The sequence below is a fragment of the Streptomyces sp. A012304 genome (assembly GCF_026008495.1).
Classification (GTDB): domain Bacteria; phylum Actinomycetota; class Actinomycetes; order Streptomycetales; family Streptomycetaceae; genus Streptomyces.
Genome location: NZ_BQUN01000066.1, coordinates 1 through 15,767 on the forward strand (window position 1 = coordinate 1; position 15,767 = coordinate 15,767).

A 15,767-nucleotide genomic window follows, 5' to 3' on the forward strand; every position below is an offset into this window, starting at 1 on the left:
GCGGCCCGGGCAGCCCCAAACGGGCCGACACGGCAACAGCCGGGACCGCCAGACGCGGACCGGCAGGCGGCAGGTACCGCCACACGCGAGCCGGCAGGCGGCCGGCACACGCCGGGCGCCCGCGCCAACCGCAGGCCGCCACGCGCCCGACGCGCGCCGAAGGCCCCGGCCGACCACCGCACGTCCCCGAGCCGCGCCGGCACACATGGCCGCCACCGCCGTCGGACACACACCGGCACCCGACCGACACCGGGGAGTCGACGGGTGTCGGATGCCTCGGCCGGCCGCGGGAGGCATCACGCGCAGGCCGGCAGGGGCATCGGGTCCAGTGACCGGGCCGGGCGGACCCGGCCGACGGGTTCGCCGCCGCCGAGGAGGGGTTCACCCGCGAACTCCGTGAGGAGGGCGGGGTCGACGCCGGCGCGGGCGAGCGCGGCCGCGGTGACCGGCACGCGAGCGCGGTTCGCGCCGTCGGCGATCTTCACGGCGACGGCACGGCCGTCGGGCAGTGCGGCGACCTCGACGCCCTCGAAGCCGTCCTTGGCGAGCAGCCCGGGCACGGCCCGCATCAGCGCGGCCACGTCCCGGCCGGAGCCGGAGGCCATCTCGGCGTGGTCACGCATGGCGTCCGCGACCCGTGCCTCCGGGGTGCCCGGCGCCGCCGTGGTGACGCGGGCGGCGGCGCGGGCCAGGCCGTGCAGGGAGACGGAGAACAGCGGGGCGCCGCACCCGTCGACGGTGACCTGCGCGATCCGCTGCCCCGTGAGGTCCTCGACGATCTCGGCGATCGCCTGCTGGAGCGGGTGCGCCGGGTCGAGGTAGCCGTCGAGGGGCCAGCCGTTGAGCTTGCAGGTGTACAGCATCGCCGCGTGCTTGCCGGAGCAGTTCTGCGCGAGGCGGGAGGGCAGGCGGCCCTCCCGGACCCACGCGTCGCGGACCACCAGGTCGAACGGCATGTCCGGCACGTTGCGCAGGTCGTCCTCGGCGACGCCGGCCAGCTCCAGGATCCGCCGGGCCCCGGCGAGGTGGCGTTCCTCGCCGGAGTGGCTGGCGGCGGCGAGCGAGAGCAGCTCGCCGTCGAGGGGGAGCCCAGCCCGCACCATGGCGACGGCCTGGACGGGCTTGAGCGCCGAGCGCGGGTAGAAGGCCACCTCGATGTCACCGAGCTGGAAGTCGACCTCGCCCCGCGTGCCGAGGACGACGACGGAGCCGTAGTGGACACCCTCGATCACCCCGCCGCGGACGAGGTGGGCGACGGGCGCGTGGAGGGGTTCGCGGATCGCGGGGGCGTCGGCGAGGGAACTGCTGTACATCACTGCCTGATCGTTGGGTTGTCGGGGGCCGGCGCCGGGGTCACGCGTCGGCCTTGGGTGTGGCGCGGGCGACACGGGCACGAATGGCGTACCAGCCCGCTACCAGCGCCGCGACGATCAGCGGCAGGCAGAGCACGGTGGTGCGTCCGGCGCCGCCGTCGGCGTACATGAGGACCAGGACGGAGGCGAGGAAGGCCAGCGTCACGAGTTCGGTCCAGGGGGAGCCCGGCAGTCGGTAGCCGGGGCGGGTCAGCTCGCCCTTCTGGGTCTTCTGCCAGAAGAGCAGGTGACAGAGCATGATCATGCCCCAGGTGGCGAGGATGCCGATCGCCGCGAAGTTCAGGACGATCTCGAACGCGTCGGCGGGGACGACGAAGTTGAGGCCGACACCGAGCACACAGACCGCGCTGGTCAGCAGGATGCCGCCGTAGGGGACCTGGCTGCGGCTCATGCGCGCCGTGAACTGGGGCGCCGAGCCGTTGGCCGCCATCGAGCGCAGGATGCGGCCGGTGGAGTACAGGCCGGAGTTGAGGGACGACATGGCCGCCGTCAGGACGACGAGGTTCATCACGCCGCCGGCCGCCGGAACGCCGATGTTGGACAGGACCGTCACGAAGGGACTCTCACCGGCCGTGTACCTGTTCCACGGCAGCAGCATCGACAGCAGCACCACGGAGCCGACGTAGAACAGGCCCACGCGCCACATGATGGAGTTGATGGCCTTCGGCATGATCTTCTCGGGGTTCTCCGTCTCGCCCGCCGCCACACCGACCAGCTCGACCGACGCGTAGGCGAAGACGACGCCCTGGATGATCAGCAGCATGGGCAGCAGACCGTTGGGGAAGACGCCGCCGTTGTCGGTGATCAGGGACGGGCCGGGGGTGGTGCCGTCGACCTGGTGCTGGGTGACCAGCAGGAAGATGCCGATGCACATGAAGACGACGAGCGCGCCGACCTTGACGATGGCGAACCAGAACTCCAGTTCACCGAAGATCTTCACCGAGATCAGGTTCACGGTGAGGACCACGGCCAGCGCGATCAGCGCGATCACCCACTGGGGTATGTCGGAGAACATGCCCCAGTAGTGGGTGTAGGTGGCGACCGCGGTGATGTCGGCGATACCGGTGGTGGCCCAGTTCAGGAAGTACATCCAGCCGGCCGTGTACGCGCCCTTCTCGCCCATGAACTCGCGGGCGTACGACACGAAGGCGCCGGAGGACGGGCGGTACAGGACGAGTTCGCCGAGGGCGCGCACGACGAGGAAGGCGAAGATTCCGCAGACCGCGTAGGCGATGAAGAGGGAGGGGCCGGCGTCGGCGAGCCGGCCGCCGGCGCCGAGGAAGAGGCCGGTGCCGATGGCACCGCCGATGGCGATCATGTTGACGTGGCGGGACTTGAGGGACTTGCTGTAGCCCTCGTCTCCGGCGTCGACGTGACGGGTCGAGGGGCGCGTCTCGTCTTTGAGGTGCTGTTCGCTCACGCCTCGGGTCCGCCTTCCATGGGGATGTTCGTGCGCGGGGACCGCACGATGTCGGTGAGGGTGGTCTCGACGCGGTCGAGGTGGTGGCTCATGGCCTCCACCGCGTCGTGTTCGGAACCGTCGATCAGCGCTTCGACGATGGCCCGGTGCTCGCGGTTGGACTGCTCGCGCCGGCCGCCCAGCTCGTTGAGGAAGGCCGACTGACGCGCCAGTGCGTCACGGATCTCCTCGATGACCCGGCGGAAGACCGGGTTCTGGGCGGCCTCGGCGACGGCCAGGTGGAAGAGGGTGTCCATCGCGACCCACGCGGTGGTGTCCGTCTCCCGCTCCATCCGGTCCAGCAGATGGGCCAGGTGGTCCAGGTTCTCCGGGGTGCGGCGCACGGCCGCGTACCCGGCGACCGGGACCTCGACGTGACGGCGCACCTCCAGCAGGTCACTGGCCGCGTAGTCGCCGAAGGTGGGGTCCTCGACGGTGTTCGCGATGACGAAGGTGCCCTTGCCGGTCTTGGCGACGGTCAGGCCCATGGTCTGCAGGGCCCGCAGGGCCTCCCGCAGGACGGGCCGGGAGACCTCGAGGGTCCGGCACAGCTCCGCCTCGGAGGGGAGCTTGTCGCCGATGGCGTACTCGCCGCGTTCGATGGCGCCACGAAGGTGGGCGAGCACCGCTTCCATCGCGCTGACGCGACGGGGAGCCCGACCACCTGTCTGGCTGTCTGACAGGTTCACGGGAGAGATGTTCCGGGTGACGTAGGGGTGGTGTCAAGGCAGCTGAAAGGAGAAATTCACCGGGCGGGATTTCTGAAACGGAACTTCCCGCCCGGGGCGGTGGTCAGCTGTTCAGCACGCCGGTACCGAGCAGCCCGAACAGCAGCAGTCCGACGACGATCCGGTAGATCACGAACGCGTTGAAGGAGTGCCTGGCGACGAATTTCAGCAGCCAGGCGATGGACGCGTAGGCGACGACGAACGACACGGCCGTGCCGACGATCAGCGGGGCCGCGCCCGCGCCGGTGCCGAGGGCGTCCTTCAGCTCGTACAGTCCGGCGCCGGTCAGGGCGGGGATGCCGAGGAAGAAGGAGAGGCGGGTGGCGGCGACCCGGTCCAGGTCCAGCATGAGCGCGGTGGACATGGTGGCGCCGGAGCGGGAGAAGCCGGGGAAGAGCAGCGCGAGGATCTGGGAGCCGCCGACCAGCATCGCGTCCTTGAACGAGGTGTCGTCCTCACCCCGCTTGTGCCGCCCGATCTGGTCGGCGGCCCACATCACGCCGCTGCCGGCGATCAGTGAGCCCGCGACCACCCACAGGGAGGCCAGCGGCCCCTGGATGAGCGGCTTCGCGGCCAAGCCGACGGCGACGATCGGGATCGTGGCGCAGATCACCCACCAGGCGAACTTGTAGTCGTGGTGGTAGCGCTCGTCCTTGTTCGCCAGGCCGCGGAACCACGCGGCGAGGATCCGCGCGATGTCCTTGCGGAAGTACACGAGGACGGCGGCGATCGCCCCGACCTGGATGACGGCGGAGAACCCCACGACCGCGTCGTCGTCGACCGGGATGCCCATCAGGCCCTCGGTGATCTTCAGATGACCCGTGGAGGAGACGGGGAGGAACTCGGTCACTCCCTCGACGGCTCCGAGGACGACGGCTTGACCGACGGAGATGGCGCTCATGGGATCCCGTTCTGGGGGTGGGCGACGGTGCGCTGCCCACTCCTACCAGGCCCGGGTAGGGATCCCGCGCATCTACGGCCACACGGCCTGGCCGAGGGCGACCCCGGCGAACGCCGCTCCCAGGCCGGCCCCCACACTGCCGACGACGTTGGCGGCGGCGTACAGTCCGGCGCCGGTCTCGGCCAGCCGCAGGGTCTCGTAGGAGAAGGTGGAGTACGTCGTCAGCGCCCCGCACAGGCCGGTGCCGAGGAACAACCGCAGGTCGGGGCCGGCGGCGGCGGCCCCGGTGAGCGCGCCGAGGACGAGACAGCCGACGACGTTGACGACGAAGGTGCCCCAGGGGAACACCGAGTCGTGCCGCGACTGCACGACACGGTCGGTGAGATAGCGCAACGGCGCGCCGATCATGCCGCCACCGACGACCACCAGCCAGTTCACAACGACCTCTTACCCTTCCCGCCCGGTTCACCCGGTTCGTCCCCACGGCCGACGTACCTGATCACCTCGCACTCGTCGAGGACCACGAGGCCCTCGGTGACGAGTCCGTCGAGCTGCGGGAGGAAGGCCCGCACTCGCTCCCCGGTGTCGACGATCACGATCGCCACCGGCAGGTTCTCGCCCAGGGAGAGCAGCCGGGAGGTGTGGATCAGTGAAGAGGCCCCGAAGCCCTCCACGCCACGGAAGACGCTCGCGCCCGCCAGACCGGCCGCGTGGGCGCGGTGCACGATCTCGGTGGCGAGGGGCCTGTGGTGCCAGGTGTCGTTCTCCCCGACGAGGACGGTCAGGCGCAGCGCGGGGCCGGTGAGCCGGGTCATCGTGGCCTCCGGAGCAGGACGGCGCGGGTCGCGGTGGCCGCGAGCCAGACCGCCGTGAGCGCCGCGAGGGCGGTCGCGGCGAGATAGGCCAGGGCGGTGCGCGGACGGCCCGCGTCGAACAGCTGCTGGAGGTCGACGGCGTACGTGGAGAACGTGGTGAAGCCGCCGAGCACGCCGGTGCCGAAGAACGGCCGGAGAAGCCGGTGGACGGTCAGCACCTCGGTGACCAGTACCAGGAACACGCCGATCACGGCGCAGCCGACGACGTTCACCCAGAACGTCGTCCAGGGGAAACCGCCGCTGCGGGCGGGCCACCACAGGGTGGCCGCGTAGCGGGCGGCGGCTCCGAGGCCGCCGCCGACCGCGACCACGGCGACCACCGGGAGCTGTCCCGTGTCGGCCGGCCGCTTGGGGGCCGTGGTGCGCAGGCTTTCGCTCTGCGGGGCTGTCATGTCGTACGTCTCCTGCCCGAGGCCCGTCACCCGGGGTTCGCGGGGTGGATCAGGGCTGGTCGACAGGGTAACGCCGGAACATGACGCGGGCGTCCCCGCGCGTGCCTACCAGCCCTTCTCGAACATGCGGGCCACCTCGGCGATGCGCATCTCGTCGCGCCGGTAGTAGGTGCGGCGGCGGACCCGCTTGGCGCGCAGCACGCCGAGATCCGTGAGCAGGGTGAGGTGGGTGTCGGCGACCTGGCGGCGCACGCCGAGCTTCGCCGCGATCGCGTCGGCGGCGACGCCGTCCTCGACGAGATCGCCGTGCCGCTGCGGCGGGAAGTGCCGCGCCGGCTCCTTCAGCCACTCCAGTATGTCCAGTCGCCGTTCACCCACGGGAGTCCTCAGCATGGTCGTCCCCTCCGTCCCTTGGTCGGGGGCTCCTCGTATCGCGTCTACCCACTCTTCCGCAGCCGAGGCCACCGTGTCCGGCAGTCCGCGAGGCTTGGCCGGGACCGAACACCCTTTCCCCTCCGGGCAGTTCGGAATCGGGCTCGGGAGACGAGCGGACCCGGCCGCGCGGTGGCGGCCGGGCCCTCGGGACACGAGGTGGTGCCGTGGATCAGCGGTGGCTGAACCACGCCATCGAGGACAGCGCCCGGTCGTCGTAGCCGAACAGGGCCTGGTTCTCCCAGCCGTTGCCGGAGGAGGCGTCGGTCGGGTCCCAGCCGTTGCCGCTGACGGCGGTCCAGGTCGCCTCCCAGTAGAAGACACCCAGTCCGCGGCCGTTGGGAACGGCCTCCACGATGTTGGCGACGGCGTTCATCCAGGCGAGCTGCCCGGCCGTGCTCGCCGGGTAGCCGGAGACGAGTTCACCGGACACGTCGATGATGTTCTCGTGCGAGTCCTCGCTGTCCAGCCGGAACGGGTAGGCCGTCTCGGCGACGAAGACGGGCTTGCCGTAGCGGGAGGCCGCGTCGTCGAGGGTGGTCTGGAACTCGGCGAGGGTGCCGTGCCAGTAGCCGTAGTACGACAGGCCGATCGCGTCGAACTTCACGCCGTTGGCGACGGCGCTGTCGAACCACCAGCGGGTGCCGGACAGGTCGCCGCCCTTGGCGAGGTGCAGGGCGACGGTGGTGGAGGAGTTGACCGCCTTGACCGCGTCGTAACCGGAGTTGAGCAGACCGGCGAGCTGCGACCAGTTGGAGGTCGAGCCCTCGTTCCACAGCATGCCGCCGTTGATCTCGTTGCCCACCTGGACCATGTCGGCGGTGGTGCCCTGGGCCTTCAGCGCGTTCAGCACGTCGTACGTGTGGTTGTACACGTCCGTCCTGAGCTGGCTGTACGAGTGGCCCGCCCAGGCGGTCGGCTTGGACTGGGCGCCCGGGTCGGCCCAGGTGTCCGAGTAGTGGAAGTCGACCAGCAGCTTCTGGCCCGCGGCCTTGACGCGCTTGGCCATGGCGAGCACGCGCGTCTTGTTGTTGTAGCCGTCGGCCGGGTTGACCCAGACCTTCAGACGCGCGTAGTTCATGCCGGCGTTCTTCAGGATGGTGACCGCGTCGCCGGTGGTGCCGGAACCGGTCTTGTAGACGCCGCCCTTGGCCTCGCTCTTGGCCAGGGACGAGATGTCGGCGCCCTTGATCGACAGTCCGGACGTGCCGGAGGTGAAGGTCAGGTCGTCGACGTTGATCCAGTTGCCCGCGTTCGCGTCACTGTTGACGCTGATGGTGCACTGGTTGTTCGTCACGCTGACCGGGACGACGACACGGAGCCATCCGCTCGCCGAGACCGGCAGGTCGGTGCGCTGCTCGGCGCCGCCGCAGTTCTTCAGGGCTATGTAGGCCGACTTCTGGCCGCCGCCGGAGCGGACCCAGGCGGTCAGCTTGTAGTTGCCGTTGGTCAGGCCCGACAGGTACTGGTACGTCTCCACCTTGTACGCGGTGGACGCCCAGTGGCTCAGGCGGTAGCCGCCGCTGTGGCCGCCGGCCTCGGTGAAGGAGGCGGAGTTCTGGCCGGCCGCCGAGTAGGTGGACCAGCCGGCCGGTGTCGCGGTGCCGGTGCCGTCGGACTCGAAGCCGCCGTTGGTGAGCGTGGACGCCGCCTGGGCGGTCTGCGCGGGCACGGCGGTGAGGGCGAGCCCCGCGGTGAGCGGGAGCAACAGGGCTCGCAGGGTGCGTCTGGGATGGAACATCGTCGTCCGTCGTCCCTTCGACGTGATGGGGATGCGGTGCCCTCGGGCGTGAGGGCCCCGGGGTGGAGCCCCTCGGGGCGAGGGGGCCCGGTGGAACTCCGTCCGGGTGGACTCCCGCAGGCGGGAGGTCCGGGCCGGTCCGCTCGCGAGGGAGGGGACCGGTTGGGGCTGCCCTCGGGTTGAGGGGCCCCCTCCGCCCGCGGCTCGCGGCTCCACGGGCGAAGGGGGAGTCGGCTCAGCCGTCGAGTCGGACGACCCGGACGGCTCCCGCCGGGACCGCGAGGCGGCCGGCGGCGCGTTCGCCCGTCAGCAGTTCGGTGCCGGAGGCCTCCAGCGGCACCTTGGCGTCGGTGGCGGTGTGGTTGATCACGAAGACGTACTCGCCGGTCTCCCCGGCGCGGCGTACGACCTCCACATCGCGGGGCAGGTCCGCGCGCGGGGCGAGGCACGCGTCCTCGGCGGCCCAGCCCAGCAGCGCGTCCAGGCCCTCGTGGCCGAGGCGCGTGGAGACGTACCAGGCGGTGCCCTCGCCGAGCCGGTGCCGGGTGACGGCCGGGTGCCCGGCGGTGAGGCCGTCGGCGTACGTCCAGACGGTCTCGGCGTCGCGCGGCACCACGAACTCCGTCCACACGTCGCCGCTCAGCTCGGACCCGTCCGGGCCGGTGATGCGCACGCTGTCGCCCGCCAGCAGCGGCGAGAACTCCTCGACGGTCAGGCCCAGCACCTCGCGCAGCGCGCCCGGACAGGCACCGTCGTGGACGGCGTCGTGCTCGTCGACGATGCCGGAGAAGTACGACACGACCAGGGTGCCGCCGTTCTCGACGTACTCCTTGAGGTTGCGCCCGGCGGCCTCCGTCATCAGGTAGAGGGCGGGCACCACGACCAGCGGATACGACGAGAGATCGGCCTCGGGGTGGGCGAAGTCGACGGTGAGGTGGCGGTCGTAGAGGGCCTCGTAGAAGGCGTCGGCGCGCTCGCGGGGGTCGGCGTCCTCGCTGGGTCGCCAGGCGAGGTTCTGCGCCCACCAGGACTGCCAGTCCCACAGGACGGCCACGTCGGCCCGGGTGCGGGTGCCCTGGACGGTGCTCAGGGAGTCGAGGGCGGCGCCGAGTTCGACGACCTCGCGCCACACGCGCGTGTCGGTGCCGCCGTGCGGGACCATCGCCGAGTGGAACTTCTCGGCGCCACGCCGGGACTGCCGCCACTGGAAGAACATGGCCCCCTCGGAGCCGCGGGCGACGTGCGCGAGGGAGTTGCGGGCCATCTGGCCGGGAGCCTTGGCCGGGTTGCGCGGCTGCCAGTTGATGCCCGAGGTGGAGTGCTCCAGCAGGATCCACGGGGCGCCGCCGGCGACGGAGCGGGTGAGGTCGGCGGCCATCGCCAGATTGACGTGGGTGCGGCGGCCGTCGGTGATCAGGTAGTGGTCGTTGGTGACGATGTCCACCTCGCGGCCCCACGCCCAGTAGTCGACCGAGTCGCACTGGCTGAGGGCCGTCATGAAGTTGGTGGTGACCGGCACGCCCGGCGCCAGGCGGTGCAGGATGTCCCGCTCCGTCACGAAGTTCTCGCGCATGGTGGCGTCGGCGAACCGCTTGTAGTCCAGGGCCTGCCCGGGGTTGCCCACGGTGGGCGTGGTGCGCGGCGGGTTGATCTGGTCGAAGCCCGCGTAGCGCTGGCCCCAGAAGGCGGTGCCCCAGGCCGCGTTGACCGCGTCGACGGTGCCGTACGTGTTCTCCAGCCAGCGGCGGAAGTGGGCGGCGCAGGAGTCGCAGTAGCAGGCGGAGACGGGCACGCCGTACTCGTTGTGCACATGCCACATCGCCAGCGCCGGATGGTCACCGTAGCGCTCGGCGAGCCGCGTGGTGATGTTCGCCGCAGCCGCCCGGTAGTCGGCGTTGCTGTGGCAGATCGCGGCCCGGGAGCCGAACTCGTGGCGCACGCCGTCGGGGGTGACGGGCAGCGCCTCGGGGTGCTCGCGGTAGAACCAGACCGGGGGGCAGACGGTGGGCGTGCCCAGGTCGACGCGGATGCCGTTCTCGTGCAGCAGGTCGATGATCCGGTCGAGCCAGCCGAAGTCGTACGTCCCGGGCGCGGGCTCCAGGAGGGCCCAGGAGAAGATCCCGACACTCACCATGGTGACGCCGGCCTCGCGCATCAGCCGGACGTCCTCCTGCCAGACGCTTTCCGGCCACTGCTCGGGGTTGTAGTCCCCACCGAAGGCGAGCCTGGTCAGGCCCCTGGGGGTGGTCTCCGGCATGGATCTCTCCCGTTTTATCGATCATTTGGGAACGTGCACACACATCGGCGGCGGTGTGAGCCCAACATAACCGCACAGCAACAACCATTGACAAGTGTCCAGGATGTTTCTCTACTGTGAACGCTCACAGACAGCATGACAGGGCCTCGCGACGGGCGGGGCCCGGATCGTGCCATCGCATGGCTGGTCCCCGCACCGGGCGGGGACCCAGGTCAGGGGAGAAACCCATGCCCAACATCCAGCGCCGACGGCTCTTCAGAATCGCTGCCTCCGCCGTCGCCGTCACGCTCGGCGCCACCGCCCTCGCCGCCTGCGGCTCGTCCGACGACGACAGCGAGGCCCAGTCGGGGCCGGTCTCGCTGACGTACTGGAGCTGGACGCCCGGCATGGACAAGGTCGTGGACCTGTGGAACAAGGGCCCGGGCAAGAAGGACCAGATCACGGTCACGGTGAAGAAGCAGGCGTCCGGCGACACGCTGGTCACCAAGATCCTCACCGCGCACAAGGCCGGCAAGGCCCCCGACCTGGTCCAGGCCGAGTACCAGGCGCTGCCGACACTGGTCAGCAATGACGCCCTGGCCGACATCGCGAAGAACGTCGGGGACGCCAAGAGCAAGTTCGCCGACGGCGTGTGGCAGCAGACGACGCTGGGCACGGACGCGGTCTACGCGGTCCCGCAGGACATCGGCCCGATGATGTTCTACTACCGCGAGGACCTCTTCAAGAAGTACGGCCTGACCGTCCCGACGACCTGGGAGCAGTTCGCCGAGACCGCCCGCGCGCTGAAGAAGAAGGCCCCGGACACGGACCTGACCACGTTCTCCGCCAACGACTCCGGTCTCTTCGCGGGCCTCGCCCAGCAGGCCGGCGCCAAGTGGTGGACGACCTCCGGCGACAAGTGGAAGGTCGGCATCAACGACGCGGCCACCAAGAAGGTCGCCGACTTCTGGGGCGGCCTCGTCAAGGAGGGCGCCATCGACAACCAGCCGATGTACACGCCGGCCTGGAACAAGGCGCTCAACACCGGCAAGCAGATCGCCTGGGTCTCCGCGGTGTGGGCGCCGGGCACCCTGACCACCGCGGCCCCCGACACCAAGGGCAAGTGGGCCATGGCCCCGCTCCCCCAGTGGTCCGCGAGCGAGAACGTCACCGGCAGCTGGGGCGGCTCCTCCACCGCCGTCACCACGGACTCCAAGAACAAGGAGGCCGCCGCGAAGTTCGCCGCCTGGCTGAACACCGACGGTGACGCCCTCAACGCGCTGGCCAAGGAGAGCGGTATCTACCCGGCCTCCACCTCCGCGCAGCTCAGCGGCGCCTTCACCACCCCGCCGGCCTACTTCTCCAACCAGGCGGACTTCTACACCAAGGCCTCCGACATCGCGAAGACGACGGCGCCCTCGGCCTGGGGCCCGAACGTGAACGTCGCCTACACGACCTTCAAGGACGCCTTCGGCGCCGCCGCGAAGAACAAGTCGGACTTCTCCGCCGCCCTGGACAAGATGCAGGCGGACACGGTCGCCGACATGAAGAAGCAGGGCTTCGAGGTCTCGGAGTGAGAACCGCACGCCGGGGGTCGTACGGGGTCAAGGGGGCCCCGTACGCCTTCCTTGTCCCCGCGACGATCCTGTTCGCCCTGTTCTTCGCGCTGCCCATCGGGTACGCGCTGTGGCTCAGCTTCCACAAGGTGAAGGTGTCCGGGCTGGGCCTGGGCTCCGGCGCCCGCAAGGAGGTCTGGGCCGGTCTGGAGAACTACACCGCCGCCTTCACCGACAGCGAGCTGCTCGACGGGACGCTGCGCGTCCTCGGGTACGGCTGCATCGTCGTCCCGGTGATGCTGGGCCTCGCGCTGCTCTTCGCGCTGATGCTCGACTCGGAGAAGGTGCGGCTCGCCCCGTTCACCCGGCTCGCGATCTTCCTGCCGTACGCCATCCCCGGCGTGGTGGCCGCGCTGCTGTGGGGCTTCCTGTACCTGCCGGACGTCAGCCCCTTCTACTTCGTGCTCGACAAGCTGGGGCTGCCGCAGCCGGACCTGCTGGACGGCGGTCCGCTGTACCTCGCCCTGTCGAACATCGCGATCTGGGGCGGCACCGGCTTCAACATGATCGTTCTCTACACCTCGCTCCAGGCCATCCCGGCCGAGGTGTACGAGGCGGCGAAGCTGGACGGCGCCACCCCGTCGCAGATCGCGCTGAGGATCAAGATCCCGATGGTGGCGCCCTCGCTGGTGCTGACCTTCTTCTTCTCGATCATCGCGACGCTCCAGGTGTTCAACGAGCCGACCACCCTGAAGCCGCTCACCAACTCCGTGTCGACGACCTGGAGCCCGCTGATGAAGGTGTACCGGGACGCCTTCGGCACCGGTGACATCTACGCGGCGGCCGCCCAGGCCGTGATCATCGCGCTCGCCACGCTGCTGCTGTCCTTCGGGTTCCTGCGGGCCGCGAACCGTCGCAACAAGCAGGAGGCAGCCCGATGAGCTCTGTCGCCGTCCAGAAGGCGCCCGCGGTGGCCGGCGCCACCGGGACCGCGCGCAGCCGCCCGCCGCTGCGCGGCCGCGTCGCGCTGATCCCGACGATCACGCTGCTGCTCGGCGCGCTCTACTGTCTGCTGCCGGTGGCGTGGGTGGTGATCGCGTCCACCAAGTCGGGCAGTGAGCTGTTCTCCACGTTCACCTTCCTGCCGGGCACCGGCTTCGCCGACAACCTCGGCGACCTCAACGCCTACCGCGACGGCGTCTACTGGAAGTGGATGGGCAACTCCGCCCTCTACGCCGGTCTCGGCGCCCTGCTGTCGACGTGCGTGTCCGCGGTCAGCGGCTACGCGCTCGCCACCTACCGCTTCCGCGGCCGCGAGGCAATCTTCAACGTCCTGCTCGCGGGCGTGCTGATGCCGCCGATCATCCTCGCCATCCCGCAGTACCTGCTGCTGGCGAAGGCCGACCTCACCGACTCCTACTGGTCGGTGCTGCTGCCACAGGTCCTCTCCCCCTACGGTGTCTACCTGTCGCGCGTCTACGCCGCCGCGGCCGTGCCCGGCGACGTGGTGGAGGCCGGGCGGATGGACGGGGCGAGCGAGTGGCGGATCTTCACCCGGATCGCGCTGCCGATGATGATCCCCGGCCTGGTGACGGTGTTCCTGTTCCAGTTCGTGGCGGTGTGGAACAATTTCCTCCTGCCGTTCATCATGCTCAGCGACGACGAGAAGTTCCCGATCACGCTCGGCCTGTACACGCTCCTGGAGCAGGGCTCCAACACCCCGGCGCTGTACACGCTGGTCATCACCGGAGCGTTTCTCGCCGTCATTCCGCTGGTGGCTCTGTTCCTGGTCATCCAGCGATTCTGGAGCCTGGATCTGCTGTCCGGAGCCGTAAAGTCATGACCATGAGCACTCCGGGGGGCCGACGCAAGCCGCCGACGATCCACGACGTGGCACGCGAGGCAGGGGTCTCTCGAGGCACCGTCTCACGCGTGCTCAACGGCGGCCACTACGTCAGCCCCGCCGCCCAGGAAGCGGTCAACGCCGCCATCCGCAAGACGGGTTACGTCGTGAACCGGCACGCCCGTTCGCTGATCACCGGGCGTTCGGACTCGATCGGCTTCCTGCTCACCGAACCACAGGAAAAGCTCTTCGAGGACCCCAACTTCAACGTCCTGTTGCGGTGCTGCACCCAGGCACTGGCCGCGCACGACATCCCGCTGCTGCTGATGCTGGCCGGCACGGAGGACGAGCGGCGCCGGATAACGCGCTACATCACGGCGGGCCACGTCGACGGTGTGCTGCTGGTGTCCAGCCACTCCGCCGACCCGGTCGCCGAGGAACTGCACAAGGCCGGGGTGCCGCTGGTCCAGTGCGGCAAGCCCATGGGGCTCGGCTCCAAGGTGAGTTACGTGGCCGCCGACGACCGGGACGGCGCCCGTGACATGGTCCGCCATCTGCTGTCGTCGGGCCGCCGCCGCATCGGTGTCGTGACCGGTCCGCTGGACTCGCCGGGCGGTGTCGACCGGCTCGGCGGTTACAAGGAGGTGCTCGCCGAGGCGGGCGTGGAGATCGACGAGCGGCTCATCGTCTCCGGCGACTACAGCCGGGCCAGCGGCGAGGCGGGCGCCGAGCGGCTGCTGGCCCAGGCCCCGGACATGGACGCCGTGTTCGTCGCCTCCGACCTGATGGCCCAGGGTGCCCTGGCGGCACTGCGCAGGGCGGGCCGCCGGGTCCCCGAGGACGTGGCCCTCGGCGGCTTCGACGACTCCAGCGCGGCGACGGAGTCCACCCCCGCCCTCACCACCATTCGCCAGCCCTACGACCGCATCAGCAGCGAGATGGTGCGGGTCCTCCTGGCGCAGATAGGGGGCGAGGACCCGGCGGCGGTGATCCTGCCCACCGAGCTGGTGAAGCGGGAGTCGACCTGAGGAGTCGGCCCCGCATTCGGCCTCAGAGAACGGCCCGGGCCGCCGCCCGAGCCGTTTTCATGGACCCGCATGCACACGCACTAGTTGCAAGGTAAACAAGCGGTCTCCGCGGTGTTACCGTGCAGGTATGGCAGCGAAAACGGCCGGTGCCGGCCTTGAGGAGCGCTGGCGGGACATCCTGTCCGTGCACGCGCGCACGATGTGCGAGATCGACCGCGTCCTGCATCCGCACGGTCTCGGCGCGAGCGACTTCGAGGTACTCGACATCCTGGCCTCCGAGGCACCCGGGGAGGGCGACCAGTGCCGGGTACAGAACCTCGTGGGACGGGTGCACCTCAGCCAGAGCGCGCTGTCCCGCCTCATCGGCCGACTGGAGAAGGACGGCCTGGTGGAGCGCTCCGTGTGCATGGAGGACCGGCGCGGTGTGTGGGTCGCCCTCACCCGCAAGGGCCGCGACCTGCACACGGAGGTGCTGCCGCTCCAGCGGGCGGTGCTGGAGCGGATGCTGGACGACGGCTCCTAGCGCCCCCGCGCCGGGTGCGGCTCAGCGGGCCAGCAGGGTGCGCACCCCCTCGGAGGTGAGCGTCAGCGGGTGGGCGCCGGCCGCGTCGATGGACAGCGACAGTTCACCGCTGGGCCACTGCGCGGCGAGTGCGCCGAGGGGCACCAGGCGGTAGCGGGCCACCTCCGGCAGCAGGTCGGCCATCTCCGGTTCGGAGGTGAACACGGGCACCACCGGCGCGCTTCCGGGCTGCTCCAGCACGGGCAGGGCCAGGGTGCTGGGGTTGGTGACGTCCTCGTCGGTGGCGTCGTCGGGCACGGGCACCAGCACATCGCTGTGGGCGAGCGTGTCCAGCGCCGCCGTGTCCCCGGTGTCCCGGGCCAGCGCGTCCAGCGCCCGCGCGGCGGGGGTGGTGTTCTCGTCGTGGGCGGGTGTCTCCATGGCAGCTCCCCTGGTGACGGTCGTCGGACGGCCCGCCCCGGACGTGATCCGTCCAGGCGCGGTCCGGCCTCGCGTACCCGCTCCGCCGAGGCTCAATCGCGTCCCCGGACTCCCGCCGGTCGGCTCGGGCGCCCAGCAGTCCCGCCCCGCGTCGAGACCGGCGGTCAGGAAAGGTCGGGGGCATCCGCGTCGAGCGTCTAGTAGGACTCCGTTAGGTCTGTCTTGATCTTGGTGTGGTCCTGCTGGGCAGGGGTTGGTGG

General features: G+C 70.5%; 16 protein-coding genes. 5 read left to right on the plus strand and 11 right to left on the minus strand.

Annotation, left to right across the window (positions count from 1 at the left end; all coding sequences use genetic code 11):
- Window positions 1–296 precede the first annotated feature (296 nt).
- The 10 genes from ALMP_RS14990 to ALMP_RS15035 all read right to left on the minus strand — a co-directional run bounded on the left by ALMP_RS14990 (window position 297) and on the right by ALMP_RS15035 (window position 10,158).
- Window positions 297–1,313, minus strand: a complete 1,017-nt coding sequence (locus ALMP_RS14990) for an asparaginase (protein WP_264927888.1) — start codon at window positions 1,311–1,313, stop codon at window positions 297–299.
- A gap of 40 nt (window positions 1,314–1,353) precedes the next feature.
- Window positions 1,354–2,793: an amino acid permease gene (locus ALMP_RS14995; RefSeq protein ID WP_264927890.1), complete on the minus strand. Its 1,440-nt coding sequence runs from the start codon at window positions 2,791–2,793 to the stop codon at window positions 1,354–1,356.
- Window positions 2,790–3,467, minus strand: coding sequence for a FadR/GntR family transcriptional regulator (locus tag ALMP_RS15000; protein ID WP_264927892.1), 678 nt, complete (start codon window positions 3,465–3,467; stop codon window positions 2,790–2,792). The genes ALMP_RS14995 and ALMP_RS15000 overlap by 4 nt, the downstream gene beginning before the upstream one ends.
- Before the next feature lie 157 nt (window positions 3,468–3,624).
- Window positions 3,625–4,461: an undecaprenyl-diphosphate phosphatase gene (locus ALMP_RS15005; RefSeq protein ID WP_264927893.1), complete on the minus strand. Its 837-nt coding sequence runs from the start codon at window positions 4,459–4,461 to the stop codon at window positions 3,625–3,627.
- A gap of 72 nt (window positions 4,462–4,533) precedes the next feature.
- Window positions 4,534–4,899 carry a fluoride efflux transporter CrcB gene (gene crcB, locus ALMP_RS15010; RefSeq protein ID WP_264927894.1) on the minus strand — a complete coding sequence of 122 codons (366 nt, stop codon included), beginning with the start codon at window positions 4,897–4,899 and terminating at the stop codon, window positions 4,534–4,536.
- Window positions 4,896–5,276 (minus strand): DUF190 domain-containing protein, encoded by a 381-nt coding sequence (locus ALMP_RS15015; RefSeq protein ID WP_264927895.1) that lies wholly within the window; start codon window positions 5,274–5,276, stop codon window positions 4,896–4,898. Before ALMP_RS15015 ends, crcB (ALMP_RS15010) begins: the two co-directional genes overlap by 4 nt.
- A complete protein-coding gene (crcB, locus tag ALMP_RS15020) occupies window positions 5,273–5,728 on the minus strand; it encodes a fluoride efflux transporter CrcB (RefSeq protein ID WP_264927897.1) in 456 nt (151 codons plus the stop codon). Before crcB (ALMP_RS15020) ends, ALMP_RS15015 begins: the two co-directional genes overlap by 4 nt.
- Window positions 5,729–5,833: 105 nt before the next feature.
- Window positions 5,834–6,121: an ArsR family transcriptional regulator gene (locus ALMP_RS15025; RefSeq protein ID WP_264927898.1), complete on the minus strand. Its 288-nt coding sequence runs from the start codon at window positions 6,119–6,121 to the stop codon at window positions 5,834–5,836.
- A 211-nt stretch (window positions 6,122–6,332) separates the two neighbouring features.
- Window positions 6,333–7,901, minus strand: a complete 1,569-nt coding sequence (locus ALMP_RS15030; RefSeq protein WP_264927900.1) for an arabinogalactan endo-1,4-beta-galactosidase — start codon at window positions 7,899–7,901, stop codon at window positions 6,333–6,335.
- A 235-nt stretch (window positions 7,902–8,136) separates the two neighbouring features.
- Window positions 8,137–10,158: a beta-galactosidase gene (locus tag ALMP_RS15035; RefSeq protein ID WP_264927902.1), complete on the minus strand. Its 2,022-nt coding sequence runs from the start codon at window positions 10,156–10,158 to the stop codon at window positions 8,137–8,139.
- 227 nt (window positions 10,159–10,385) lie between these two features.
- Here ALMP_RS15035 and ALMP_RS15040 point away from each other — a divergent pair, with 227 nt between their 5' ends.
- The 5 genes from ALMP_RS15040 to ALMP_RS15060 all read left to right on the plus strand — a co-directional run bounded on the left by ALMP_RS15040 (window position 10,386) and on the right by ALMP_RS15060 (window position 15,087).
- The gene (locus tag ALMP_RS15040) at window positions 10,386–11,714 is read left to right on the plus strand and encodes an extracellular solute-binding protein (RefSeq protein WP_264927904.1); all 1,329 of its coding nucleotides are present in this window, start codon (window positions 10,386–10,388) and stop codon (window positions 11,712–11,714) included.
- Window positions 11,711–12,634 carry a carbohydrate ABC transporter permease gene (locus tag ALMP_RS15045; RefSeq protein WP_264927905.1) on the plus strand — a complete coding sequence of 308 codons (924 nt, stop codon included), beginning with the start codon at window positions 11,711–11,713 and terminating at the stop codon, window positions 12,632–12,634. The genes ALMP_RS15040 and ALMP_RS15045 overlap by 4 nt, the downstream gene beginning before the upstream one ends.
- Window positions 12,631–13,536 (plus strand): carbohydrate ABC transporter permease, encoded by a 906-nt coding sequence (locus ALMP_RS15050; protein WP_264927906.1) that lies wholly within the window; start codon window positions 12,631–12,633, stop codon window positions 13,534–13,536. Before ALMP_RS15045 ends, ALMP_RS15050 begins: the two co-directional genes overlap by 4 nt.
- A complete protein-coding gene (locus ALMP_RS15055) occupies window positions 13,533–14,564 on the plus strand; it encodes a LacI family DNA-binding transcriptional regulator (RefSeq protein WP_264927908.1) in 1,032 nt (343 codons plus the stop codon). The genes ALMP_RS15050 and ALMP_RS15055 overlap by 4 nt, the downstream gene beginning before the upstream one ends.
- Window positions 14,565–14,691: 127 nt before the next feature.
- Entirely contained in the window at window positions 14,692–15,087 is a 396-nt protein-coding gene (locus ALMP_RS15060; RefSeq protein ID WP_264927911.1) for a MarR family winged helix-turn-helix transcriptional regulator, read from the plus strand.
- Window positions 15,088–15,108: 21 nt separating this feature from the next.
- Here ALMP_RS15060 and ALMP_RS15065 read toward each other — a convergent pair whose 3' ends face one another.
- Entirely contained in the window at window positions 15,109–15,507 is a 399-nt protein-coding gene (locus ALMP_RS15065) for an SseB family protein (RefSeq protein ID WP_264927913.1), read from the minus strand.
- Window positions 15,508–15,767: the final 260 nt, after the last annotated feature.

Excerpts from the sequence above, each read along its gene's own strand:
- ALMP_RS14990 (WP_264927888.1), bottom strand. The coding sequence starts at position 1,313 with ATGTACAGCAGTTCCCTCGCCGACGCCCCCGCGATCCGCGAACCCCTC.
- ALMP_RS15000 (WP_264927892.1), bottom strand. The coding sequence starts at position 3,467 with ATGGAAGCGGTGCTCGCCCACCTTCGTGGCGCCATCGAACGCGGCGAG.
- ALMP_RS15005 (WP_264927893.1), bottom strand. The coding sequence starts at position 4,461 with ATGAGCGCCATCTCCGTCGGTCAAGCCGTCGTCCTCGGAGCCGTCGAG.
- ALMP_RS15015 (WP_264927895.1), bottom strand. The coding sequence starts at position 5,276 with ATGACCCGGCTCACCGGCCCCGCGCTGCGCCTGACCGTCCTCGTCGGG.
- crcB (WP_264927897.1), bottom strand. The coding sequence starts at position 5,728 with ATGACAGCCCCGCAGAGCGAAAGCCTGCGCACCACGGCCCCCAAGCGG.
- ALMP_RS15025 (WP_264927898.1), bottom strand. The coding sequence starts at position 6,121 with ATGCTGAGGACTCCCGTGGGTGAACGGCGACTGGACATACTGGAGTGG.
- ALMP_RS15030 (WP_264927900.1), bottom strand. The coding sequence starts at position 7,901 with ATGTTCCATCCCAGACGCACCCTGCGAGCCCTGTTGCTCCCGCTCACC.
- ALMP_RS15035 (WP_264927902.1), bottom strand. The coding sequence starts at position 10,158 with ATGCCGGAGACCACCCCCAGGGGCCTGACCAGGCTCGCCTTCGGTGGG.
- ALMP_RS15040 (WP_264927904.1), top strand. The coding sequence starts at position 10,386 with ATGCCCAACATCCAGCGCCGACGGCTCTTCAGAATCGCTGCCTCCGCC.
- ALMP_RS15050 (WP_264927906.1), top strand. The coding sequence starts at position 12,631 with ATGAGCTCTGTCGCCGTCCAGAAGGCGCCCGCGGTGGCCGGCGCCACC.
- ALMP_RS15055 (WP_264927908.1), top strand. The coding sequence starts at position 13,533 with ATGACCATGAGCACTCCGGGGGGCCGACGCAAGCCGCCGACGATCCAC.
- ALMP_RS15060 (WP_264927911.1), top strand. The coding sequence starts at position 14,692 with ATGGCAGCGAAAACGGCCGGTGCCGGCCTTGAGGAGCGCTGGCGGGAC.
- ALMP_RS15065 (WP_264927913.1), bottom strand. The coding sequence starts at position 15,507 with ATGGAGACACCCGCCCACGACGAGAACACCACCCCCGCCGCGCGGGCG.